General features: G+C 70.9%; 19 protein-coding genes. 2 read left to right on the top strand and 17 right to left on the bottom strand.

Annotated features, from left to right (window positions below):
* Positions 1 to 2: 2 nt before the first annotated feature.
* From BLQ34_RS17940 to BLQ34_RS17870, 15 genes are all read right to left on the bottom strand, one after another.
* On the bottom strand, positions 3 to 1,532 hold the full coding sequence (locus BLQ34_RS17940; RefSeq protein ID WP_091788675.1) for an NADH-quinone oxidoreductase subunit M: 1,530 nt from the start codon (positions 1,530 to 1,532) through the stop codon (positions 3 to 5).
* The gene (gene nuoL, locus BLQ34_RS17935) at positions 1,532 to 3,487 is read right to left on the bottom strand and encodes an NADH-quinone oxidoreductase subunit L (protein ID WP_091788673.1); all 1,956 of its coding nucleotides are present in this window, start codon (positions 3,485 to 3,487) and stop codon (positions 1,532 to 1,534) included. The genes BLQ34_RS17940 and nuoL overlap by 1 nt, the downstream gene beginning before the upstream one ends.
* Positions 3,488 to 3,500: 13 nt before the next feature.
* Positions 3,501 to 3,800, bottom strand: a complete 300-nt coding sequence (nuoK, locus tag BLQ34_RS17930) for an NADH-quinone oxidoreductase subunit NuoK (protein WP_091788671.1) — start codon at positions 3,798 to 3,800, stop codon at positions 3,501 to 3,503.
* Positions 3,797 to 4,567, bottom strand: coding sequence for an NADH-quinone oxidoreductase subunit J (locus BLQ34_RS17925; RefSeq protein ID WP_091788668.1), 771 nt, complete (start codon positions 4,565 to 4,567; stop codon positions 3,797 to 3,799). Before BLQ34_RS17925 ends, nuoK begins: the two co-directional genes overlap by 4 nt.
* Positions 4,564 to 5,268, bottom strand: a complete 705-nt coding sequence (nuoI, locus tag BLQ34_RS17920) for an NADH-quinone oxidoreductase subunit NuoI (RefSeq protein WP_091788666.1) — start codon at positions 5,266 to 5,268, stop codon at positions 4,564 to 4,566. Before nuoI ends, BLQ34_RS17925 begins: the two co-directional genes overlap by 4 nt.
* Positions 5,261 to 6,658, bottom strand: a complete 1,398-nt coding sequence (nuoH, locus tag BLQ34_RS17915) for an NADH-quinone oxidoreductase subunit NuoH (RefSeq protein WP_091788663.1) — start codon at positions 6,656 to 6,658, stop codon at positions 5,261 to 5,263. The genes nuoI and nuoH overlap by 8 nt, the downstream gene beginning before the upstream one ends.
* Positions 6,655 to 9,114 (bottom strand): NADH-quinone oxidoreductase subunit G, encoded by a 2,460-nt coding sequence (locus BLQ34_RS17910; RefSeq protein WP_091788661.1) that lies wholly within the window; start codon positions 9,112 to 9,114, stop codon positions 6,655 to 6,657. Before BLQ34_RS17910 ends, nuoH begins: the two co-directional genes overlap by 4 nt.
* Before the next feature lie 61 nt (positions 9,115 to 9,175).
* A complete protein-coding gene (nuoF, locus tag BLQ34_RS17905; protein ID WP_091788659.1) occupies positions 9,176 to 10,489 on the bottom strand; it encodes an NADH-quinone oxidoreductase subunit NuoF in 1,314 nt (437 codons plus the stop codon).
* The gene (gene nuoE / locus BLQ34_RS17900) at positions 10,489 to 11,337 is read right to left on the bottom strand and encodes an NADH-quinone oxidoreductase subunit NuoE (protein WP_407946414.1); all 849 of its coding nucleotides are present in this window, start codon (positions 11,335 to 11,337) and stop codon (positions 10,489 to 10,491) included. Before nuoE ends, nuoF begins: the two co-directional genes overlap by 1 nt.
* A gap of 38 nt (positions 11,338 to 11,375) precedes the next feature.
* A complete protein-coding gene (locus BLQ34_RS17895) occupies positions 11,376 to 12,728 on the bottom strand; it encodes an NADH-quinone oxidoreductase subunit D (RefSeq protein ID WP_091788654.1) in 1,353 nt (450 codons plus the stop codon).
* A complete protein-coding gene (locus tag BLQ34_RS17890) occupies positions 12,728 to 13,651 on the bottom strand; it encodes an NADH-quinone oxidoreductase subunit C (protein WP_331712515.1) in 924 nt (307 codons plus the stop codon). Before BLQ34_RS17890 ends, BLQ34_RS17895 begins: the two co-directional genes overlap by 1 nt.
* Positions 13,648 to 14,277, bottom strand: a complete 630-nt coding sequence (locus BLQ34_RS17885) for a NuoB/complex I 20 kDa subunit family protein (RefSeq protein ID WP_231961349.1) — start codon at positions 14,275 to 14,277, stop codon at positions 13,648 to 13,650. The genes BLQ34_RS17890 and BLQ34_RS17885 overlap by 4 nt, the downstream gene beginning before the upstream one ends.
* 38 nt (positions 14,278 to 14,315) lie before the next feature.
* Complete coding sequence (locus BLQ34_RS17880; protein ID WP_056924312.1) at positions 14,316 to 14,678, bottom strand: NADH-quinone oxidoreductase subunit A; 363 nt, start codon at positions 14,676 to 14,678, stop codon at positions 14,316 to 14,318.
* A 124-nt stretch (positions 14,679 to 14,802) separates the two neighbouring features.
* On the bottom strand, positions 14,803 to 16,134 hold the full coding sequence (locus tag BLQ34_RS17875) for a geranylgeranyl reductase family protein (RefSeq protein WP_231961348.1): 1,332 nt from the start codon (positions 16,132 to 16,134) through the stop codon (positions 14,803 to 14,805).
* Positions 16,135 to 16,288: 154 nt separating this feature from the next.
* Positions 16,289 to 16,990 (bottom strand): demethylmenaquinone methyltransferase, encoded by a 702-nt coding sequence (locus BLQ34_RS17870; protein WP_091788651.1) that lies wholly within the window; start codon positions 16,988 to 16,990, stop codon positions 16,289 to 16,291.
* 76 nt (positions 16,991 to 17,066) lie between these two features.
* Here BLQ34_RS17870 and BLQ34_RS17865 point away from each other — a divergent pair, with 76 nt between their 5' ends.
* Positions 17,067 to 18,359 (top strand): isochorismate synthase, encoded by a 1,293-nt coding sequence (locus tag BLQ34_RS17865; protein WP_091788649.1) that lies wholly within the window; start codon positions 17,067 to 17,069, stop codon positions 18,357 to 18,359.
* A gap of 2 nt (positions 18,360 to 18,361) precedes the next feature.
* Positions 18,362 to 19,012 carry an HAD family hydrolase gene (locus tag BLQ34_RS17860; protein WP_091788647.1) on the top strand — a complete coding sequence of 217 codons (651 nt, stop codon included), beginning with the start codon at positions 18,362 to 18,364 and terminating at the stop codon, positions 19,010 to 19,012.
* 37 nt (positions 19,013 to 19,049) lie between these two features.
* Here BLQ34_RS17860 and menD read toward each other — a convergent pair whose 3' ends face one another.
* Both menD and BLQ34_RS17850 read right to left on the bottom strand, forming a co-directional pair.
* On the bottom strand, positions 19,050 to 20,774 hold the full coding sequence (menD, locus tag BLQ34_RS17855; RefSeq protein WP_091788644.1) for a 2-succinyl-5-enolpyruvyl-6-hydroxy-3-cyclohexene-1-carboxylic-acid synthase: 1,725 nt from the start codon (positions 20,772 to 20,774) through the stop codon (positions 19,050 to 19,052).
* Between the two features lie 89 nt (positions 20,775 to 20,863).
* Complete coding sequence (locus BLQ34_RS17850) at positions 20,864 to 22,396, bottom strand: PGAP1-like alpha/beta domain-containing protein (protein WP_157693131.1); 1,533 nt, start codon at positions 22,394 to 22,396, stop codon at positions 20,864 to 20,866.
* Between the last annotated feature and the right edge of the window lie 7 nt (positions 22,397 to 22,403).

The raw sequence follows: 22,403 nt of genomic DNA, 5'->3' as shown, positions 1-22,403 counted from the left end.
CATTACTTCGTGCTCCCGTCAGCAGCGGAGGAGGGGGCCGGGTCGGTGACGCCGACGTGCTTGAGCGTCGCGGACACGGCCGGGTTGAGCAGGTCGAGGGCGGGCTTCGGGTAGAAGCCGAGCACCAGGAACGCGGCGATGAGCGGCGCCACGACGAGCTTCTCGCGGCGGGTGATGTCCCGCACCGGCGTCGCCAGCTCGGGCGTGGGCCCGGTCATCATCCGCTTGTACATCAGCAGGATGTAGAGGGCGGCCAGCACGATGCCGGCGGTCGCGACCACGGCCGCGGCCGGGTAACGCTGGAAGGTCCCGACCAGCACCATGATCTCGGAGACGAACGAGCTCAGACCCGGCAGCGCCAGCCCCGACAGACCGGCCACGAGGAACACCCCGGCGAGCCCGGGCGTCACCCGCTGCCAGCCACCGAAGTCGGGGATCCGCTTGCTGCCCCGGCGGGCCACCAGCATCGCGCCGATGAGGAACAGCGCCGCCGTCGAGAAGCCGTGGTTGAGCATGTAGAGGGTCGAGCCGGAGCCACCGGTCGTGGTGAGCGCGAAGATGCCCAGCACGATGAAGCCGAAGTGGCTCACCGACGTGTAGGCGATCAGCCGCATGATGTCGGTCTGGCCGATCGCGAGCAGCGCCCCGTAGAGGATCGAGATGACCGCCAGCACCAGGACCACCGGGGTGGCCCACTTCGAGGCCTCCGGGAACAACTGGAGGCAGAACCGGATCATCCCGTAGGTGCCGACCTTGTCGAGCACGCCGACGAGCAGCACCGCGGTCGCCGGACGCGCCTCGGTGGCGGCGTCGGGCAGCCAGGTGTGCACCGGCCACATCGGCGCCTTCACCGCGAACGCGAAGAAGAACGCGACGAACATCAGCCGCTCGGGCGCCGCACCCAGGTCGAGCCCGGTGAGCTTGCTGACCAGGAAGCCGTCGCTGCCGCCGGGGCCGTAGTGGTAGAGCGCGATGACGCCGACGAGCATGACCAGCCCACCCGCGAGCGAGAAGAGCAGGAACTTCACGGCGGCATACTGCCGACGCGGACCGCCGTAGCTGCCGATCAGGAAGTAGACCGGGATCAGCATCGCCTCGAAGAAGACGTAGAAGAGGAACACGTCGGTGGCGGCGAAGACGCCCACCATGAACGTGACCAGCACGAGCATCAGCGCGAAGTAGTACTTCTCGCGCGGCCCGCCCTCGGGGACGTCCCGCCACGCGGCGAGGATGCAGACCGGCGTCAGCACCAGGGCCATCAGGATCATGACCAGCGCGATGCCGTCGACACCCAGGGCGTAGGAGACGCCGAACTGCGGGATCCACTCGTGCTGCTCGGTGAGCTGGAACTGCTGGGTCGAGGAGCTCTCGAACTGCAGCGCCGCAGCGATGCCGAGGACGAGCGTCACCAGCGAGAAGCCGAGCGCGACGTGCTTGGCTCGGTCGGTGAGCCCGGCCGGCAGCGCGGCGACGACGCCGGCACCCACGAGCGGGATGACACCGATCACGGTCAGCCAGGGGAAGTCGTTCATCACTGGATCACCCACATGGCACCGAGGATCGCGACGACGCCGGCCAGCATCGTCAGGGCGTAGGAGCGGGCGAAGCCGTTCTGGAGCCTGCGCAGCCGGCTCGACGTGCCGCCGACGAGGGCCGCGAGACCCCCGACAGCGCCGTCGACCCCACGGTTGTCGGCGAACACCAGTGCCCGGGTCAGGTGGAGACCTGGCCGCATGAAGACTCCCTCGTTGACGTCGTCCTGGTAGAGGTCACGGCGCGCGGCACGGGTGGCCAGCGAGCCGGTCGGCTGCACCTGCGGAACCTCGTCGCGCCAGTAGCGCATCCACGCCAGCGCGACGCCGCCGGCGACCAGCAGCAGGGTCAGCGTCATCAGCAGCCACACCGGCAGCACCGGGTGCTCGCCCTCCTCGTGGCCACCGACGACCGGCTCGAGCCAGTGCGTGAAGGTGCCACCGATCGACAGGACCAGGCCGAGCAGCCCCGAACCCACCGCGAGCACCATCATCGGGATGGTCATGGTGCGCGGTGACTCGTGCGGGTGGACCTCGTCGGTCCAGCGCTTCTTGCCGTGGAACGTCATGAAGAACAGCCGCGACATGTAGAACGCGGTGATGCCGGCGCCGATCAGGGCGGCACCACCGAACACCCAGGGGCGCCAGCCCTCGCCGATGAACGCGGCCTCGATGATCTTGTCCTTGGACCAGAATCCCGAGAACGGCGGCACGCCGAGGATCGCGAGCCAGCCCAGGCCGAAGGTCACCCAGGTGATCTTCATGGCCCCGGACAGCCCACCGAAGCGGCGCATGTCGACCTGGTCGTTCATGCCGTGCATGACCGACCCGGCGCCGAGGAACATCCCGGCCTTGAAGAAGCCGTGGGTGAGCAGGTGGAAGATCGCGAAGGCATAGCCGACCGGGCCGAGCCCGGCGGCCAGCATCATGTAGCCGATCTGCGACATCGTCGAGGCGGCCAGCGCCTTCTTGATGTCGTCCTTGGCGCAGCCGACGATCGCCCCGAAGACCAGGGTGATGGCACCGACGATGACGACCACGAGCTGCGCGCTGGGCGCGTGGTCGAAGATGAAGTTGCTGCGCACCACGAGGTAGACCCCGGCGGTGACCATGGTCGCCGCGTGGATCAGCGCCGACACCGGCGTCGGGCCGGCCATGGCGTCGCCGAGCCAGCTCTGCAGTGGGAACTGCGCCGACTTTCCGCAGGCGCCGAGCAGCAGCATCAGCCCGATCGCGGTCAGGACGCCCTCGCCCGCACCGCCCTCGGCGGCCTGCTGGACGCCGGCGAAGGTGACCGTGCCGAACGCCGCGAACATGATCATGATCGCGACGGACAGGCCGAAGTCACCGACCCGGTTCACCACGAACGCCTTGTTGGCGGCGGTGGCGTAGGCCGGGTTGTGGTTCCAGAACCCGATCAGCAGGTAGGACGCGAGACCCACGCCCTCCCACCCGACATACAGCAACAGGTAGGAGTCGGCGAGGACGAGCAGCAGCATCGCCGCGACGAACAGGTTGAGGTAGGCGAAGAACCGCCGCTTGTCCGGGTCGTGCTCCATGTAGCCGAGCGAGTAGACGTGGATCAGCGAACCCACGAAGGTCACCAGCAGCACGAACGTCACCGAGAGCTGGTCGACCAGCATCCCCGCGTCGAGGTTGAAGGACCCGGCCGGCACCCAGTTGAACAGGTGCAGGTGCGCGGCGCGGTCCTCGCCGTCGCGGCCGAGCATGGCCATCCAGACGACGAAGCCGACGACGAAGGCGGCCCACGACATCGCGGTCGCGAGCAACGGGCCCCACTTGTCGGTGGCGCGTCCGCCGAGCAGCAGCACGGCGGCGCCGAGCAGCGGCAGGGCCACGAGCAGCCAGGCGTATGCCGTGACGCCGGTGGCCGCGGCAGCGGCACCTGGTTCGGACGCCGTGGTAGCGGCGGCGAGGTGGGCGAGGGAGGTCACCTGGTGGCTCCTTCTACAGCTTCAGCAGGTTGGCGTCGTCGACCGAGGCCGACCGGCGGGCACGGAAGATGGCCATGATGATGGCCAGTCCCACGACGACCTCGGCTGCCGCGACCACCATGACGAACAGGGCGATCACCTGGCCGTCGAGGTTGCCGCGCATCCGGGAGAACGTCACGAACATCAGGTTGGTCGCGTTGAGCATCAGCTCGACGCCCATGAACACGATGATGGCGTTGCGGCGCATCAGGACCGCCGTGCCGCCGATCGCGAACAGCAGGGTCGCGAGGTAGATGTAGTTGACGAGGTTCATCGCTGCGACCCCTCCTCGATCTCGTGCTCGATGTCGTGCTCGGACTCGACGTGGCGCGCCGGGGCGACGTTCTGCTCGCGGGCGGTGAGCACGCGCGAGACGGACAGCTCGCTCGGGGTGCCGTCGGGCAGCAGGGCCGGGGTGTCGACCGCGTTGCTGCGGGCGTAGACACCGGGCGCCGGCAGGCCGGCGACGTTGCGGTTGTCGCGGACCCGGCGCTCGGCCCAGGCGCGCTGGCTCGGCTTGGCGCCGATCCGCTCGCGGTGCGCCAGCACCATCGCGCCCAGCGCGGCGGTGATGAGCAGCGCCGAGGTGATCTCGAAGGTCCAGACGTACTTGCCGAAGATCAGGTTCGCGACGCCGGAGACGTTGCCGGTGCTGGCGTTGACGTCGGACAGGCCCTTCATCGGGCCGAACTGCGCCCGCCCGATGGCGGTGAACAGCAAGGTCGCCAGGCCGAGCGAGAGCAGCGCGCTGGCCCACTTCTGACCCTTGAGGGTCTCGACGAGGGAGTCGGACGAGTCGACGCCGACGAGCATCAGCACGAAGAGGAACAGCATCATGACCGCGCCGGTGTAGACGAAGATCTGGATGATGCCGAGGAAGTCGGCCTCCTGCGCGATGTAGAAGATCCCGAGGTTGATCATCACCAGGGCCATGCCCAGGGCGGCGTGCACCGCCTTCTTGGCGAAGAGCAGGCCGAGCGCGCCGAGCACGCTGATCGGCGCGAGGATCCAGAACATGATCTGCTCACCCAAGCCGGTCATCGGCGCACCGCCTCGGTGGTGTCGCGGCCGGCCTGTCGGGTGGTCACGGTGTCGACTCCCTCGACGGGGTCGCCGCTGGGGGCGAGGCCGTCCTCGGGCTGGGCGTCGTGCGCCTTCACCCACGCCTCCTGCTCGGGCGTGGCCTTGGCCACCTTGCCCTGGTAGTAGTCCCGCTCCTCGAGCCCGTCGACCATCGGGTGCGGCGCGGGCAGCATCCCCTCCTGGAGCGGCGCGAGCAGCTGCTCCTTGGTGAAGATGAGGTCGGCGCGGTTGTCGTCGGCCAGCTCGTAGAAGTTGGTCATCGTGAGCGCGCGGGTCGGGCAGGCCTCGATGCACAGGCCGCAGAAGATGCAGCGCAGGTAGTTGATCTGGTAGACGCGGCCATAGCGCTCGCCGGGCGAGAACCGGCCGGAGCCGCCCTCGGTGTCGTCGTTGGACGCCCCCTCGACGAGGATGGCGTCGGCTGGGCATGCCCAGGCGCACAGCTCGCAGCCGACGCACTTCTCGAGGCCGTCGGGGTGCCGGTTCAGCTGGTGCCGACCGTGGTAGCGCGGCTGGGTGGGCCGCTTCTCCTCGGGGTACTCCTCGGTCTCCAGCTTGCGGAACATCGTGGCGAACGTGACGCCGAACCCACCGACGGGAGCGAACAGGTCGGCGAGGAAGCCGGGCTTCTTCTGGTCGTCTGCTGAGCGGTCAGGCACGAGTGGCCTCCTGGTCTGTCGCGAGGGCACCGCCGGTTGCCATGTCTGCTCCACCGCTGATGGCCAAGGTCGGTTCCTTCAGCCGTTGGCCGGGCAGCGGCGGCACCGGGTAGCCACCGGCGAAGGGGTCGATCTCCTCCGGCGGCGGGGTGTTGCGGATGGCTTCCTGCTCGATCTTCTTGTTGTCCCGAAGCCAGGCGATGACGAGCACCGCGCCGGCGAGCAGGACCACGAAGGCGATGCTGACGACCGGGAACTCACGGCCGTTGAAGGTGATCTTCGGGCCGTCGATGAAGCCGAGCTGGCTGGCCTTCATGAAGGCGGCGACCACAACCCAGGTCAGCGTGACCGGGATGAGGAACTTCCAGCCGAACCGCATGAACTGGTCGTAGCGCACGCGCGGCAGCGAGCCACGCAGCCAGACGAAGAAGAACATGAACAGCCAGAGCTTGATGACGAACCAGAGCAGGCCCCACCAGCCGTGGTTGAACATGCCGTCGTTGATGGCCGCGATGCCGGGAGGGGCCATCCAGCCGCCGAGGAACATCGTGGTGGCCAACGCCGAGACGGTGAACATGTTGACGTACTCACCGAGGAAGAACATCGCGAACTTCAGCGAGGAGTACTCGGTGTGGAAGCCACCGGTCAGCTCGCCCTCGCCCTCGGCGAGGTCGAACGGCAGGCGGTTGGTCTCGCCGACCATGGTGACGACGTAGACGAGGAAGCTGGGCACGAGCGGCAGGACGTACCAGAGATCCTTCTGGGCCCCGACGATCTGCGAGGTCGACATCGAGCCGGAGTAGAGGAACACGGCGACGAGCGAGAGCCCCATCGCGATCTCGTAGGAGATCACCTGCGCGGTGGAGCGCAGGCCACCCAGCAGCGGGTAGGTCGAGCCGGACGACCAGCCGGCCAGCACGATGCCGTAGACCCCGACGCCCGCGACGGCGAGCACCAGCAGCACGGCGACCGGGATGTCGGTGAGCTGCAACGGGGTCCGGTGCCCGAACATCGACACGGTCGGACCCATCGGGATGATCGCGAACGACACGAACGCCATGGCACCCGCGATGGCCGGGGCCAGCGCGAAGACCACCTTGTCGGCGTTCTTGGGTGTCAGGTCCTCCTTGAGCGCCAGCTTGATGCCGTCGGCCAGGGTCTGCAGCAGGCCGAACGGGCCGGTGCGGTTGGGGCCGGGGCGCTGCTGCATGCGGCCGATCACGCGCCGCTCGAACCAGATCACGATGAGCGTGTTGACCAGGAGGAAGACGAAGACCAGCAGCGCCTTGACCAGGTGCAGCCACCACGGGGTGTCGCTGAAGTCGGTGCTCGGGTTGTCGGCGAACGGCGCCTGCGCGAGGGCCTGCGCCGCATACGTCACGGTGCTCACTGGGCGCCTCCCTTGGTCACGCTGACGACGTCACCGGAGACCGCCCCCAGCGAGCCGCGGACGGTGGAGCCGTCGGAGTTGGTCGGGAGCCAGACCACGTGGTCGACCATGCCCTCGGTGACCGCGACCCGGGCCGAGACCGAGCCACGGGCGTTGGACACCGTGACCGTGTCGTCATCGGCGAGGCCGAAGGACTCGGCGGTCGCCGCGGAGACCCGGGCGCGGGCCTTGGCGGCGGTGCCGGCCAGGAACGGCTCGCCGTCCTGCAGCGAGCCCCGGTCGAGCAGGTGGTGCCAGGTGGCCAGGACCAGCTCGCCGTCGCCGAACGCCGGCGGGGTGGCCGCCGCCTCGGAGGGGGCGCTGGCGCGGGTGCCGCTCCAGGGTCCCAGGGCAGTCATCTCACGCCGCACCTCGGCGAGGGTGCGGGTGCCGAGGAAGGCCCCCATCTCACCGGCCAGCATGTCGAGCACGCGATAGTCGGACAGCGCCGCGGTGTCGAGCGCCGCCTGGAAGCTGCGCGGACGACCCTCCCAGTCGACGAAGGTGCCACCCTTCTCGGCCTGCGGGGCGACCGGCAGGACGACGTCGGCGACAGCGGTCACCGACGAGGGGCGGAAGTCCAGCGACACGACGAAGGTCTTGGCCAGCGCCTCCTCGGCCCGCGGGTCGGCCAGGTCGGCCGCGTCGACGCCACCGACGACGAGCGCGTTGACCGAGCCGGTCGTGGCGGCCCGGACGATGCCGGCGCCGTCGCGACCGGGCACGTCGGGCAGTCCGACGACGTCCCAGGCCTCGGCAACCTGCTGGCGCGCGGCCGCGTCGGCGACCGGACGGCCACCTGGAAGCAGGCCGGGCAGCGCGCCGGCCTCGAGCGCGCCGCGCTCACCGGCGCGACGCGGCACCCAGGCCACGCGGGCACCGGCAGAGGTCGCGAGGGCCGCGGCGGCGGAGAGCGCACCGGGCACGGTGGCCATCCGCTCGCCGACCAGCACGATCGCGCCGGGCGTCTCGAGCGCCTTCGCGGCGTCTGCGGCAGCACCGTCACCGGTGACGCCGTCGGCGAGCGCGCGGAGCACCTCGGCCTCGGTGCCGGGGGCGGACGGGATGAGCGTGCCGTTCAGCTTGGTGAGGCCGCGCGTCCCGAAGGGCGCCACGGCATACACGGCGGTCTTGCCGCGACGCGCCGCCTTGCGCAGCCGCAGGAAGACGATCGGGCTCTCCTCCTCGGGCTCGAAGCCCACGAGGACGACGGTGGCGGCCTGCTCGAGGTCGGCGTAGGTGACCGCCCCACCGTCCGGCCCAGTGGTGACCACCGAAGCCGCCAGGAAGTCGGCCTCCTCGGCGGAGTGCGGGCGGGCGCGGAAGTCGATGTCGTTGGTGGCCAGCACCACGCGCGCGAACTTGCCGTAGGCGTAGGCGTCCTCGACGGACACCCGGCCACCCGTCAGCACGCCGACACCCTTGGCCGCCTTGAGGCCCCGGGCCGCGGCCTCGAGCGCCTCGGGCCACGAGGCCACCTGGAGCTCGCCGCTCTCGTCGCGCACCATCGGGAACTCGAACCGGTCACCGGTGGTGGCGTACTGGAAGGCCCAGCGGCCCTTGTCGCAGTTCCACTCCTCGTTGACCAGCGGGTCGTTGACCGCCATCCGCCGCAGCACCGTGCCGCGACGGTGGTCGGTGCGGATCGAGCAGCCGGAGGCGCAGTGCTCGCAGACGCTCTGCGTCGACATCAGGTCGAACGGGCGGCTGCGGAAGCGGTAGGCCGCACCGGTCAGGGCGCCCACCGGGCAGATCTGCACGGTGTTGCCGGAGAAGTAGGACTCGAACGGCTGCTGCTCGTAGATGCCGACCTGCTGGAGCGCTCCCCGCTCGACCAGCGCGATGAACGGGTCACCGGCGATCTGGTCGGAGAAGCGGGTGCAGCGCGCACACAGGACACAGCGCTCGCGGTCGAGCAGCACCTGGGAGGAGATGTTGATCGGCTTGGGGTAGGTGCGCTTGACGTCCTCGAACCGGGACTTCGCGCGACCGTTGCTCATCGCCTGGTTCTGCAGCGGGCACTCGCCACCCTTGTCGCAGACCGGGCAGTCGAGCGGGTGGTTGATCAGCAGCAGCTCCATGACGCCCTGCTGCGCCTTGTCGGCGACCTTGGAGGTCTCCTGGGTCTTGACCTCCATGCCCTCGGACACGGTGATCGTGCAGGACGCCTGCGGCTTGGGCATCGGGCGCAGCTGGCCGTCGGGACCGGGCGTCGCCACGTCGACCAGGCACTGGCGGCAGGCGCCGACCGGCTCGAGCAGCGGGTGGTCGCAGAACCGCGGGATCTGCACGCCGACCTCTTCGGCGGCACGGATCACCAGCGTGTTCTTGGGGACCGCCACCGGCACGCCGTCGATGGTGAGGTTCACCAGGTCGACGGGCGCCTGCGCGTCCTTCTTCTCGTCGGTCACAGTCATGCGGGGTCCCCAGGGCGTGGTGTGGAGGAGCAAAGCGGGGGAACAGAACGTCGGGGGGTGCTCATGCGGTCACACGGTCCTTGGCGAACAGGGTGGAGTCACGGCGGTCGAACGGGCAGCCTCCGTGGCTGAGGTGCTCGAGGTACTCCTCACGGAAGTACTGGATGCTGCTGGTGATCGGGCTCGTCGCGCCGTCGCCCAGCGCGCAGAAGCTGCGGCCGAGGATGTTGTCGCAGATGTCGAGCAGCTTCTCGAGGTCTTCCTCGGAGCCCTGCCCGTGCTCGAGCCGCCCGAGGATCTGCTTGAGCCACCAGGTGCCCTCGCGGCACGGGGTGCACTTGCCACAGGACTCGTGCTTGTAGAAGTCGGTCCAGCGGTCGACGGCGCGGACCACGCAGGTGGTCTCGTCGAAGATCTGCAGCGCGCGGGTGCCGAGCATCGAGCCCGCCGCCGCCACCGACTCGAAGTCGAGCGGGGTGTCGAGGTGCGCGTCGGTGAACAACGGCGTCGACGAGCCACCCGGGGTCCAGAACTTCAGCTTCTTGTTGGGGTCGCGCATCCCGCCGGCCATGTCGAGCAGCTCGCGCAGCGTGATGCCGAGGGGCGCTTCGTACTGGCCGGGCCGCTTGACGTGGCCCGAGAGGCTGAAGATGCCGAAGCCCTGGGACTTCTCGGTGCCCATGTCGGAGAACCAGTCGGCGCCGTGCAGCAGGATCGGCGGCACCGAGGCGATCGACTCGACGTTGTTGACCACGGTCGGGCGGGCGTACAGCCCCGCGACGGCCGGGAACGGCGGCTTGAGGCGCGGTTGCCCGCGACGGCCCTCGAGGCTGTCGAGCAGGGCGGTCTCCTCGCCGCAGATGTAGGCGCCGGCGCCGGCGTGCACGGTGATGTCGAGGTCGAAGCCCGAGCCGTGGATGTTCTTGCCGAGGTGGCCCGCGGCATACGCCTCCTCCACCGCACGCAGCAGGCGACGGTAGACGTGCACGACCTCACCGCGCAGGTAGATGAAGGCGTGGTTGCAGCCGATGGCGTAGGACGTGATCACGCAGCCCTCGATGAGGAACTGCGGGGCCGCCATCATCAGCGGGATGTCCTTGCAGGTGCCCGGCTCGGACTCGTCGGCGTTGACGACCAGGTAGCGGGGACCGCCGTCCGGCGGGGGCAGGAAGCCCCACTTCATGCCGGTCGGGAAGCCTGCGCCGCCACGGCCGCGCAGGCCCGAGTCCTTGGTCATCTGCACCAGGTCGGCCGGGGCCATCGCCAGCGCCTTCTTCAGCGCCTGGTAGCCCTCGTTGCGCTCGTAGGTCTCGAGCGTCCAGGACTGCGGGTCGTCCCAGAACTTCGTGAGGATCGGGGTCAGCGTGGTCGCCATCAGCTGTCCTTCCCGTTCTTCTCGTTCTCGTCGAACAGGGTCGCCGGCTTGTCGTCGACCGCCTCGTCGGGTGCGTTGGCCGCGCTGTCGGTGGAGGTATGCCGCCCGGCCGCCGTCTCGTTCGACGTCGCCTCGGGCTGCTGGTCGTCGGTGGCCGTCTCGCCGGACTTGCCGTCCGGAGCGGTCCAGCCGCGGTCGTGGGCGAGCTTGAGGCCCTCCAGCGACGCGGGTCCTGCTCCGACGCCCTCGTCGGCGAGGCCGTCGTGGAAGCCGGCCAGCACGCGGGAGACCTGCTTGAAGGTGCAGACCTTCGCGGGCCCACGGCTGGGCTTGACGTCCTTGCCGGCCCGCAGGTCGTCGACGAGCTGCTTGGTCGAGTCGGGCGTCTGGTTGTCGAAGAACTCCCAGTTCGCCATCACCACGGGGGCGAAGTCGCAGGCGGCGTTGCACTCGACCCGCTCGAGGGTCACCTTGCCGTCGGGCGTGGTCTCGTCGTGGCCGATGCCCAGGTGCTCGGACACCTCGTCCCAGATCTGGTCGCCGCCCATGATCGCGCACAGCGTGTTGGTGCAGATGCCTACGGTGTACTCGCCGTTGGGGTGCCGCTTGTACTGGGTGTAGAAGGTCGCGACACCCGAGACCTCGGCGGTCGTCAGGTCGAGCACCTCGGCGCAGAAGTCGATCCCGCGCCCGGTGACGTAGCCGTCGACCGACTGCACCAGGTGCAGCAGCGGCAGCAGCGCGGAGCGCTTCTGCGGGTACTTGGCGACGACCTGGGCGGCGTCCTCGTGGAGGCCGGCCAGGACGTCCGCGGCATACGGCTCCTTGGACTCCGCAGCGACGGTCAGGTGCCCTGCCGCGGTCTGAATTCCGTAGTTGTCGCCGCTCACCGGTCGACTCCCCCCATCACAGGGTCGATGGAAGCCACCGCCACGATGACGTCGGCGATCTGGCTGCCTTCGCACATCACGGCCGTGGCCTGCAGGTTGTTGAACGACGGGTCGCGGAAGTGCGCGCGGTAGGGGCGCGTGCCGCCGTCGGACACGGTGTGGCAGCCGAGCTCGCCCTTGGGGCTCTCCACCGCGGCATACGCCTGGCCGGGCGGGACCCGGAAGCCCTCGGTGACCAGCTTGAAGTGGTGGATCAGCGACTCCATCGAGGTGCCCATGATCTCGCGGATGTGGTCGAGGCTGTTGCCCATGCCGTCGCCGCCGATGGCCAGCTGGGCCGGCCAGGCGATCTTCTTGTCCTCGACCATGACCGGGCCGGGGTTGGCCTGCAGCCGGTCGATGCACTGCTCGGCGATCTTGAGCGACTCGTACATCTCGTCGATCCGGATCCGCAGCCGGGCGTAGGCGTCGGCCTCGGTGCGGGTGATGACCTCGAAGTCGTAGGTCTCGTAGCCGCAGTAGGGGTCGAGCTTGCGCAGGTCGTGCGGCAGGCCGGTCGAGCGCAGCATCGGGCCGGTGATGCCGAGGGCCATGCAGCCGGTGAGGTCGAGGTAGCCGACGTCGACGGTGCGTCCCTTGAGGATGGGGTTCTCGTTGAGCAGGAGCTCGAGCTCGCCCAGGCCCTTGCGCACCAACGGGATCGTGTCGCGGACCTTGTCGATCGCACCGGGCGGCAGGTCCTGCGCGACGCCGCCGGGGCGGATGAACGCGTTGTTCATCCGCAGACCGGTGACCATCTCGAAGATCGACAGGATCCGCTCGCGCTCGCGGAAGCCCACCGTCATGACCGTCGTGGCGCCCATCTCCATGCCGCCGGTCGCGAGGGCGACGAGGTGGGAGGTGATCCGGTTGAGCTCCATCATCAGCACGCGGATCACGCTGGCGCGCTCGGGGATCTGGTCGGTGATGCCCAGCAGCTTCTCGACGCTGAGGCAGAACGCGGCCTCGTTGAAGAACGGCGTGAGGTAGTCCATCCGGGTGCAGAACGTCACGCCCTGCGTCCAGGTGCGGAACTCCATGTTCTTCTCGATGCCGGTGTGGAGGTAGCCGATGCCCGCGCGGGTCTCGGTCACCGTCTCGCCGTCGAGCTCGAGGATGAGGCGGAGCACACCGTGCGTCGACGGGTGCTGCGGGCCCATGTTGACGACGATCCGCTCCTCGTGGAGGGCAGCGGCCTCGTCGACGAGCTGGTCCCAGTCGCCGCCGGTGGCGTTGAAGACGTGCGCACCCTCGGAGGCAGCCGCGTCGGCGCCGGAGGTGGCGTAGATGTCGTCGTGGATCGTGGTCATCAGCTGTAAGACCTCCGCTGGTCCGGCGGCGGGACGGTGGCGCCCTTGTACTCGACGGGGATGCCGCCGAGCGGGTAGTCCTTCCGCTGCGGGTGGCCCGGCCAGTCGTCGGGCATGAGGATGCGGGTGAGCGACGGGTGGCCGTCGAACTCGATGCCGAACATGTCCCACGTCTCGCGCTCGTGCCAGTCGTTCGCCGGGTAGATCTCGACGATCGACGGGATGTGCGGGTCGGCGTCGGGTGCAGTGACCTCGACGCGGACCCGGCGACCGCCGTGGGTGATGGAGAGGAAGTGGTAGACCGCGTGCAGCTCGCGGCCCTCCTCGTGGGGGTAGTGCACGCCGGAGACCCCGGTGCAGATCTCGAACCGCAGCGCCGGGTCGTCGCGCAGCGCGCGGGCGACCGCCGGCAGGTGCTCGCGACGCACGAACATGGTCAGCTCGCCGCGGTCGACGACGACGCGCTCGACGGCCTCGCCGTAGGACGTGCTGCCGGCTCCCAGCCCGCGCTCGAGGTGGTCGGCGACCTCGTCGAAGTAGCCGCCGTAGGGGCGGACCGCTGCGCCGGGGAACAGGATCGGGCTGACCATGCCGCCGTAGCCGGTGGTGTCACCGGTGTCGGTGGCACCGAACATGCCGCGCCGCTCCCCCACCACGACCGGGTCGGGAGCCGTGCCGGGGGCGGCCGGGAGGCGCTCGTCGGTGCCGCGGTCGACGACCTCGCCGGGCTGGACGCCGATCGTCGAGGCCTCCGCGACCGGAGCCGGCTGCTCGGGACCGGCACCCTTGTCGGCCGTCGCGTCGGCGGCCTTGGTGCCGTCGATGTTGCTGTTGGCGGTCGCCTGCTTCGGGTCCTGGCCGGGCTGGTCGCCGGCCGGCGCGTCCGTGGTGTCGTCGGCTCCGTCGTTGGTCGCGTCGCTCATGCCACACCACCGGGTGCCACGTCGGTGCCGTGCAGGTGTCCGTGCGCGTGGGTGTGACCGCTGCCGGCGCCCTGGGCCAGCAGGCCGGTCATCTGGTGCGTCGGGGTGGCGGCCAGCGCCGCGGCCTCGGCAGCGCGCGCCGCGGCGACCCGGTTGACGCCGAGCTTGGAGCCCTGGATCTGCTCGTGCAGCGTGAGGATCGCGTTGAGGAGCATCTCGGGGCGGGGCGGACAGCCGGGCAGGTAGACGTCGACCGGGATGATGTGGTCGACCCCCTGCACGATCGCGTAGTTGTTGAACATGCCCCCGGAGCTGGCGCAGACCCCCATCGAGATGACCCACTTGGGCTCGGGCATCTGGTCGTAGACCTGGCGGACGACCGGCGCCATCTTCTGGCTGACCCGACCGGCCACGATCATCAGGTCGGCCTGGCGCGGGGTCGCGGAGAACCGCTCCATCCCGAACCGGGCGATGTCGTAGTCGGGCGTGCCGACGGCCATCATCTCGATGGCGCAGCAGGCGAGGCCGAACGTTGCGGGCCAGACCGAGCTCTTGCGCATGTAGCCGGCGACCTGCTCGACCGTGGTCAGCAGGAAGCCAGCAGGCAGCTTCTCTTCGATTCCCATTGCTTGTCCTTGTTCCTCGTCAGTCCCTCGTCAGCCCGTCAGTCCCACTCGAGGCCGCCGCGGCGCCACACGTAGGCGTAGGCCACGAACACGGTCAGGATGAACAGCACCATCTCCACCAGCGCGAACAGCCCGAGCTGGTTGAAGGCCACCGCGAAGGGATAGAGGAACACCGACTCGATGTCGAAGATGATGAAGAGCATCGCGGTCAGGTAGTACTTGATCGGCACACGACCACCGCCAGCGGCCTGGGGGGTCGGCTCGATGCCGCACTCGTAGGCGTCCAGCTTGGCGCGGTTGTAGCGCTTCGGTCCCGAGACCGCGGCGGCACCGACCGAGAAGACGGCGAACCCGCCACCGATGGCCAAGAGGAAAAGCAGCGGGACGTAGGGGTTGCTCATCGTCGTGCCACTCCCTTTCTGTCGTCGCTGCGGTCGTGGGGTGTGTCGCCGGTCACACGCTTGCGGTGCGGCCCAATCCTAGGGGGGCTCGTGGAGATTGCACCCCGGCCCCCGTCGTGGCTGGTCATGCGTCCGGCGCCATCTTCGACAGCGCCGTGATCAGGCGGTCCGAGGCGTCGCCGCCGTGCGGCTCGGCGAGGTTGGCCATCACCTTCAGGAGGAACTTCATCAAGGTGGTGCGGGGCAGGCCGTACTTGGTCGCGAGCCGCATCACCTCGGGGTTGCCGATCATCTTCGCGAAGTAGCGCCCGAGCGTGTAGTAGCCACCGAGGGCGTCGGCCATCACCTTGGGGTAGGACTGCAGCACCCGCTCACGCTGGGCGTCGGTGCCACGGGCGAAGGCCTGGGCGATCACCTCGGCGGCCAGCCGCCCGCTCTCCATCGCGTAGGCGATGCCCTCGCCGTTGAACGGGTTGACCATGCCCCCGGCGTCACCGACCAGCAGCAGGCCGTTGTCGTAGTGTGGCTGCCGGTTGAAGCCCATCGGCAGGGCGGCGCCACGGATCGGGCCGACCATGGTCTCGTCGTTGTAGGTCCAGTCCTCGGGCATCGTCGCGACCCAGCGCCGCATGACGTCCTTGTAGTCGGTCTTGCCGAAGGCGCTGGAGGTGTTGAGGATGCCGAGCCCGACGTTGGAGGTGCCGTCGCCGACGCCGAAGATCCAGCCGTAGCCGGGCAGCAGGACCTTCTTGCCACTCTCGTCGGTGGACCACAGCTCGAGCCACGACTCGAGGTAGTCGTCGTCGTGACGGGGGCTCGTGTAGTAGGTGCGCACGGCCACGCCCATCGGGCGGTCCTCGCGCTTCTCGCGCCCCATCGAGAGGGACAGCCTCGAGGAGTTGCCGTCGGCGGCGACGACCAGCGGCGCGGCATACCGGAGCTCTGGGCCGGTCGAGCGGCCCTTCTCGTCGACGGCCTTGGCGGTGACGCCGACGATCGAGCCCTTGGCGTCGAGGACCGGGCCGGTGACGTTGGTGGACTCGCGCAGCCGCGCACCGTGCTTCACGGCGTGCTTGGCGAGGATGTCGTCGAAGTCCTGACGGGTGCGGACCAGGCCGTAGGGCGGGAAGCTCGCGAGGTCGGGCCACGGGAGGGCGAGCCGCATGCCGCCCCCGATGATCCGCAGGCCGTGGTTCTTGATCCAGCCGTCCTCTTCGGGCGTCGGGATGCCGAGGGTGATCAGCTCCTTGACCGCGCGCGGGGTGAGCCCGTCGCCGCAGACCTTCTCGCGGGGGAAGGCGGTCTTCTCGAGCAGGAGGACGTCGAGACCGGCCATGGCGAGGTAGGCCGCGGTCGCCGACCCCCCTGGACCCGCACCGACGACGATGACGTCGGCGGTCTCGGTGGGTGCGCCGGCTCCGGTGGCTCCGGTGGCCTCGCTGATGGTGTCTGTCACGCCTGCCTCACACGCTTGTGAACGTCTTCACGAACTGCTCCTGCGGAGTCTATTCCCGACCGGCCATGCGGTCACCACTTAGGCGACCCTTACCCACCCGTCCCCGGGGTCGTGTGCCTGAGCGCGGTCCATGGCCCGCGCTCAGGCACACGACTCAGTCTTGGGTGGGCTTGGTGGCCCGGTGCAGCGCCACGATGCCGCCCGTCAGGTTGCGCCAGCCGACCTCGGTCCAGCCCGCCGCGGCCACCCGCTCCCCCAGCTCGCGCTGCGCCGGCCACGCCTGGATCGACTCCGCGAGGTAGACGTAGGACTCCGGGTTGCTGCTGACCTTGCGCGCGATCGGGGGCAGCGAGCGCATGAGGTACTCGGTGTAGACCTTGCGGAAGGCGCCGTTGACCGGCTGGCTGAACTCGCAGACCACCAGCCGCCCGCCCGGCCGGGTGACGCGCAGGAACTCTGCGAGCGCCTGGTCGACGTCCGCGACGTTGCGCAGCCCGAACGACATCGTCACCGCGTCGAAGCTGTCGTCCGCGAACGGCAGGCGCATCGCGTCGGCCGCGGTGAACCCGAGGTCGGGGCGGCGCCGGTTGCCGACCCGCAGCATCCCGAGCGAGAAGTCGGCCGGGACGACGTGGACGCCGTGGTCGGCGAACGGCTCGCTGCTCGTGCCCGTGCCGGCCGCGATGTCGAGCACCGTCTCGCCGGGCCGGGCCTGGACCACCTTCAGGACGGCCCGCCGCCACAGCCGGTCCTGCCCGAGGGAGAGGACGTCGTTCGTCAGGTCGTACTTGCCCGCCACGTCGTCGAACATGGCGGCGACGTCACGGGGGTCCTTGTCGAGGCTGGCGCGGGTCATGGGCTCATCCTCGCACCCGGCCCGGAGCCGACCCGTCGCGGTCCGGTGCCCGGCCCGCCGTAGTCTTGCCCCCGACATGACCACGCTTCCCACGCCCCAGCAGGCCGGCCGCCACCCGGGCTCGCCCGTGGTCGCCCGCACCGTGGCCCTGCACGACCCCGGTGCCCTGCTGGGCCTGCTGCCGGACCGCGTCGACCCCGCCGAGCTGTTCAGCTGGGTGCGGCGCGGCGAGGGACTGGTCGGCTGGGGTCGGGCGGTGGAGTTCACCGCCCACGGTGCCGACCGGTTCGAGCGGGCCGAGGCCTGGTGGCGCGACGTCGTCGACGGCGCCGTCGTGCGCAACGAGGTGTCGCTGCCCGGCACCGGCCCGGTCGCCTTCGGCTCCGTCTCGTATGCCGCGGACTCACCTGCGGGCGCCACGCTGGTCGTGCCCGAGGTCGTGGTGGGCGCGCGCGACGGGCGGTGGTGGGTCACCACCATCGGCACCGGCGACGAGCTGCCCACCCCCGTCGTGCCGCAGCAGTCCTCGCCGCGCGAGCCGGTGGGGGTCGCCTTCGCCGACGGCGCCCTCGCGCCCGCGGAGTGGGCCGGTGTCGTCGGTCGCGCCGTCGACCGGATCACCGGCGGCAGCCTCGACAAGGTGGTGCTCGCGCGCGACCTGCGGGTCAGCGCCGAGTCGCCCATCGACGCGCGCTGGCTCCTCACCCGGCTGGCGGAGCGCTACGACACGACCTGGGTCTTCGCCGTGGACGGGCTCGTGGGCGCGACCCCCGAGATGCTGGTGCGGCTCGAGAAGGGGCTGGTCACCTCGCGGGTGCTGGCCGGCACGATCCGCCGCACCGGCGACGACGAGCACGACCTGGCGCTGGCCGCCTCGCTGGCCCGGTCGAGCAAGGACCTCGAGGAGCACGAGTACGCCGTGCGCTCGGTGGCCGACGCACTGCGGCCGCACTGCTCGTCGACCAATGTGCCCGAGGCGCCCTTCGTGCTGCACCTCTCCAACGTCATGCACCTCGCCACCGATGTCGCCGGGGTCCTCGCGGACCGCACCTCGTCGCTGGGCCTGGCCGCCTCCCTGCACCCGAGCGCGGCGGTCTGTGGCACGCCGTCCGCCGTCGCCGACGAGGTGATCAGCGAGCTGGAGGGCATGGACCGTGGTCGTTACGCCGGCCCGGTGGGCTGGATGGACGCCAGCGGCGACGGCGAATGGGGCATCGCCTTGCGGTGTGGGGCGTTCGAGCCCTCCGACGCCTCGGCGATGCGGTTGTTCGCGGGGTGCGGGATCGTCGCCGGCTCCGACCCCGACTCCGAGGTGGCCGAGTCCGACGCCAAGCTCGTGCCGATGCGCGACGCCCTCACGGCCGGCTGACGATGGGTGACCTGCTCGCCCCCCGGGCCGCCGACGCCGTCGTCTTCGACCTCGGCAACGTGCTGATCTCCTGGGACCCCGTCGCCGCGGTCGCCCTCGCCGTCGGCCACGAGCGGGCTGCTGCCTTCGTGGCGGACCCGGACTTCGACTTCGCCGGCTGGAACCGCGCCAACGACGCCGGCCGCGGCCTCGACGAGGCCGAGCGGGTGGCCGTCGAGTCGCACCCGCACTACGCGCAGGAGGTCACCGCATACCGGCGCCACTTCGGTGCCTCGCTGGTCGGTGAGATCGCGGGCACCGTCGAGATCCTGCGTGAGCTGCACGCGGCGGACGTGCCGCTGTTCGCCCTGACCAACTGGTCGGCCGACCTCTTCCCGGTGGCGCTGGAGATGTTCGACTTCCTCGACCTGTTCGAGGACATCATCGTCTCCGGTGAGGAGGGTGTGGCCAAGCCGGACCCCGAGATCTTCGAGGTGCTCGAGGAGCGCGTCGCCCACCGGGCCGGGCTCGACGACTGCATCTTCATCGACGACAGCCCGGTCAACGTCCAGGCGGCGGCCGCGACCGGCCTCGACGCCATCCACTTCACCGGCCCCGACCACCTGCGCGAGGACCTGGTCGCGCGCGGCATGCCACTGCGCCCCCACCCCTGAGCACGCCCCCACCCGCACCCGCCGAAAGAGCGGCCGGTCAACCGCGGATGGCGGACGCCGCGCGGGTGCGGAGCTGGCCGTGCAGGTCGCGGTGGCTGGCGCGGTCGACCGGCACCTCGAGGACGGTCAGTCCCGAGGGCTCGCTCGCCAGTGCCTCGACGAGCTCGGCCCGGCTCGCGATCCGGCGATGGGGCACGTGGTGGGCGGCGCAGAGCGCGGCGAGGTCGGCGCCTGTCGGGGTGCCGAACAGCCGCTCGAACTCCGCGGCCCGCTGGGGCTCGCCCGGCTCGAGCAGGGTGAAGACGCCGCCACCGTCGTCGTTCGTCACGACCACGGTGAGGTCGGGGCGACGCTCCCCCGGGCCGACGAGCAGGCCGTTGGCGTCGTGCAGGAACGTGAGGTCGCCCATCAGCGCGTAGGTGGGCGACGCGCCTGCGAGCGCGAGCCCGCTCGCCGTCGAGACACAACCGTCGATGCCGGCCAGTCCGCGGCTCGCGACCACCCGCAGCGGTTCCGAGCGGGGTGCCGCGAGGTCGACGTCGCGCGCCGAGTTCGACGACCCGAGGAACAGCGTCGCACCGGCCGGCAGCGCAGCCAGCACCGCCTCGGCGACCCCGGCACCGCTCGGCCAAGGCGCCGACCCGTTCTGCGTCGCATCGCCTGCGAGGGCTTCGGCCACCCGCTCGCCGGCCGCCCGCCAGGCGTCTGCCCAGGCACGGTCTGACCCGTCGCTGGGCAACGGGTCCGGGCCGTCGAGGACCGAGACCGGGTGGACCGCCTGCACGTCGGGGCGCGACACGATCCACGCGTGCGCGCCCACCGCCTCGATCCGCACACCCGGGCGGCGCAGCAGGGCCGCCACCGGACGCGACAAGGTCAGCCGCCCGACCGCGACGACGCGGTCCGGGGCGTGCTCGTCGAGCCAGCCCGGGTCGGACAGCACCATTGGACCGTGCGGGATGACCTCCGGCCGGGGGTGCGTGCCGAACGGCTCGGCCACGAGCGGCCAGCCGCGTGCCGTCGCCCAGCGGACCGCCCGGGCGAACTGGTCGGGCTCGGGGAGATCGCCGATCACGACCAGCGTGCGGCCGACCCCTCGCGAGACGTCGGCCACGGGGGTGGGAGCGACTGCGGTGGACCCTGGCACCGGCGCAGGCCCCTGGGGTCCCTCGAGCGGCTCCGGCCACGGGTCGTCGCCGGTCGGGACCAGGGGTTCGCGGAGCTGCACGTTGAGGTGGACCGGTCCCGGCTCCCGACCGTCCTCGTCGCCCAGGTTGCCGGTCGCGTGCCCCACTGCCTGGGCGGCCAGGCCACGCCAACGGGCGACCTCGCCGGCCTCGCGCGTCGGCGCCGCGGCGTCGACCGACCAGCGGGTCGCGTCGGCGAAGATCCCCGGCTGCGTGGTCGTCTGGTTGGCGCCGGTGCCGCGCAGCTCGACGGGGCGGTCTGCGGTGAGCACGACCAGTGGCACGACGCCGTGGTGTGCCTCGAGGACGGCCGGGTGGAGGTTGGCCACGGCAGTGCCGGACGTCGTGACGACGACGGCCGGCACCCGGGTCAGCTTGGCCAGGCCGAGCGCGAGGAATCCCGCGGACCGCTCATCGACCCGCACGTGCAGCTCGAGTCGGCCGGCGCGCTCCGCCTCGCGCAGCGCGTAGGCCAGGGGCGCCGAACGCGAACCGGGACAGAGCACCGCGTGCCGGATCCCCTGACGCACCAGCTCGTCCACCAGGACCGTCGCGAGCGCGGTGGACGGGTTCACGGGTCGGATTGTGCCACCACGACCCCGCCGTGCCGCCGCGGGCCGACACCGCAGACCTCACCCCGGCCTCCGCCGGATCCAGTGCCGCCTCAGCCCTGCAACCGCCGGATCGAGTAGTCCCGGACGACCGGCTCACCGTGGCGGTCCGCGTCGAAGAACGCCGCGCTCGACAGCCTCCACCGGGCCACCGACGGGTCGGTGGTGTCATCCACCAGGGCGGCAGTGTCGACGTAGCCGCGCAGGTCATGGGTCTGCGTCGCCCGGTCGGCTCCGTCGGGACGACCGTCACGGGTCACCGTCACCCAGGTCGCGCGGTCGGGGTTGGGCTGTCCCTCGAGTCGCGGGACCGGGTCGCGGGTGTGCTCCAGGGACAGGACCTGGGTGGCGGACGGCACCGGCATCCGGGCGATGGGAGCACCGAACGTGACGAGGTGGGTCACGCGGTGGCGAGCGGTGAACCGGGGCGACGACGCGAGACCGGCAGCGGCGATACCCCCGAGGCTGTGCCCGGTGAGCATCACCGGCGCTGCGACCCCGGCTGACGGCTCGGCTCCTGCGGCGGCCTGGGCCTGCGCCAGCGCCTGCTGCACGCCGTCGGCCAGCACGGTCGACTGCTGCGCCATCGACCGCAGGTCGGTGGTCAGGTCGAACGGGTTGTCACCGGCCCGCGGGTCCCACACCTGCGTGCCGCTGACCTCCACGATCCAGGCCGAACCCCGTGGCTGGGGCACCTCGATGACCCGCACGTGCCCTGCATAGTGCTCGCCGTCGCCGACCCCGCCCTGGTCGGACGCGAGGTCGCGGAGGCTGCGTGGCGCGAGCGCCCCCGGCGGTGGTGCCGGCTCGGGCACGACCTGGGCCCGCCCCCGGTCGTCGAACAGTCCCCACCGCGCCGCGGAGTCCGCCAACGACCCCACCGCGTCCTCGTAGTCGAAGTCGGCGTCGAAGTCGTCGTCGAAGCCGGCGTCGAAGTCGTCGTCCAAGCCGTCGTCGAAGCCGTCGTCCACGTCACCGGCGGGACCGTCGTCGAAGGGATCGTCGACGTCATCCGGCCCGGCACCGGGTCGGGGGGCAGCGGGGAACAGGGGTGCCGTCAGGGGATCGGCCCGCAGGCCCTGCCCGAGCCCCTCGGCGCCACCGGCGAGCTCGGCGACCTGCGGATGGTGGAGGGCGACCCGGTCGGCGACCCCGAGGACGTCCACCCCGGCCGCGTCGAGGGCGAGGAACCCGACGAGCAGCTCGGGCGCCAGCAGTCCTGCGACGGCCATGACCCGGTCCTGCACCACCTCGACCGCACGAGCGACGGCGGCCTCTCCCTCTCGATAGGCGGCGGCAGCCACGTGCACCGACACCGCGAGCTCGACCAGGGCGAGCAGCTCACCGGTCAGCGCTGCGGTCGTCTCGGTGAGGCTGACGATCACCGCGACCCCGGTGGACCGACTCAGCACGCCCCCCGCCACGACGTCGACGTCCGCGGCAGCGGCGCTCGCCCCCCGCGCCACCGAGAGCCCCTCTTCCACCGCGCCGGCCAGGCCCAGCGCCGCCCGGTCGAGTGAGTCGAGGCCGACGGCGGTGCCACCCGATCCGCCCCGGATGCTCAGCCCGTGCGGTCCCGGAACCACCGTCGAG

It is taken from the genome of Pedococcus dokdonensis (assembly GCF_900104525.1).
Taxonomy (GTDB): domain Bacteria; phylum Actinomycetota; class Actinomycetes; order Actinomycetales; family Dermatophilaceae; genus Pedococcus; species Pedococcus dokdonensis.
The sequence above is the reverse complement of the archived record's forward strand: the minus strand, read 5'-3'. Positions and strand labels throughout refer to the sequence as shown.